The organism is Macrococcus lamae, from assembly GCF_004359545.1.
Taxonomy (GTDB): Bacteria; Bacillota; Bacilli; order Staphylococcales; family Staphylococcaceae; genus Macrococcus; species Macrococcus lamae.
On record NZ_SCWB01000046.1, the window covers coordinates 1 to 459 of the forward strand.

At 39.2% G+C, this 459-nt stretch carries 1 protein-coding gene; it reads left to right on the forward strand.

From position 1 onward, the window contains the following. Positions 1-459 (forward strand): nuclease/transposase family protein (locus tag ERX29_RS11025; protein ID WP_481817010.1); only part of this gene is annotated, 459 nt, incomplete at both ends.

The window sequence follows — 459 nt, forward strand, 5'->3', positions numbered from 1 at the left end:
GACAATCGGTGTGACACGTTATGTCTATAATCTGTTTATCATGAAAAATCAGGATAGATACAAGAGAAATCTATCATTTATGAGTGGCTATGACTTCAGTAGATGGCTTAACAATCGTCATTCCAAACAGAATCAGTGGATTAAAGACGTCTCCAGCAAGGCAGTCAAACAGTCCATCATGAATGCCGATAAAAGTTACAGAGGTTTCTTCAGTAAGAAAACAGGCTTCCCCTCCTATAAAAAGAAATCACTGAAAGGGTCGTTCTATCTGATAGGGACAATAAAAGTTGGAAGACATCGTATATTCCTGCCTAAATTAAAATGGATCCGATTGAAGGAATACGGCTACATTCCTAATGACAACATCAAGTCAGCAACTGTGTCCAGAGAGGGAAACAGATATTTTGTATCGGTACTTGTGGATGAGAGTCCCACTCAAACCATCAGCACTGAAAAGTC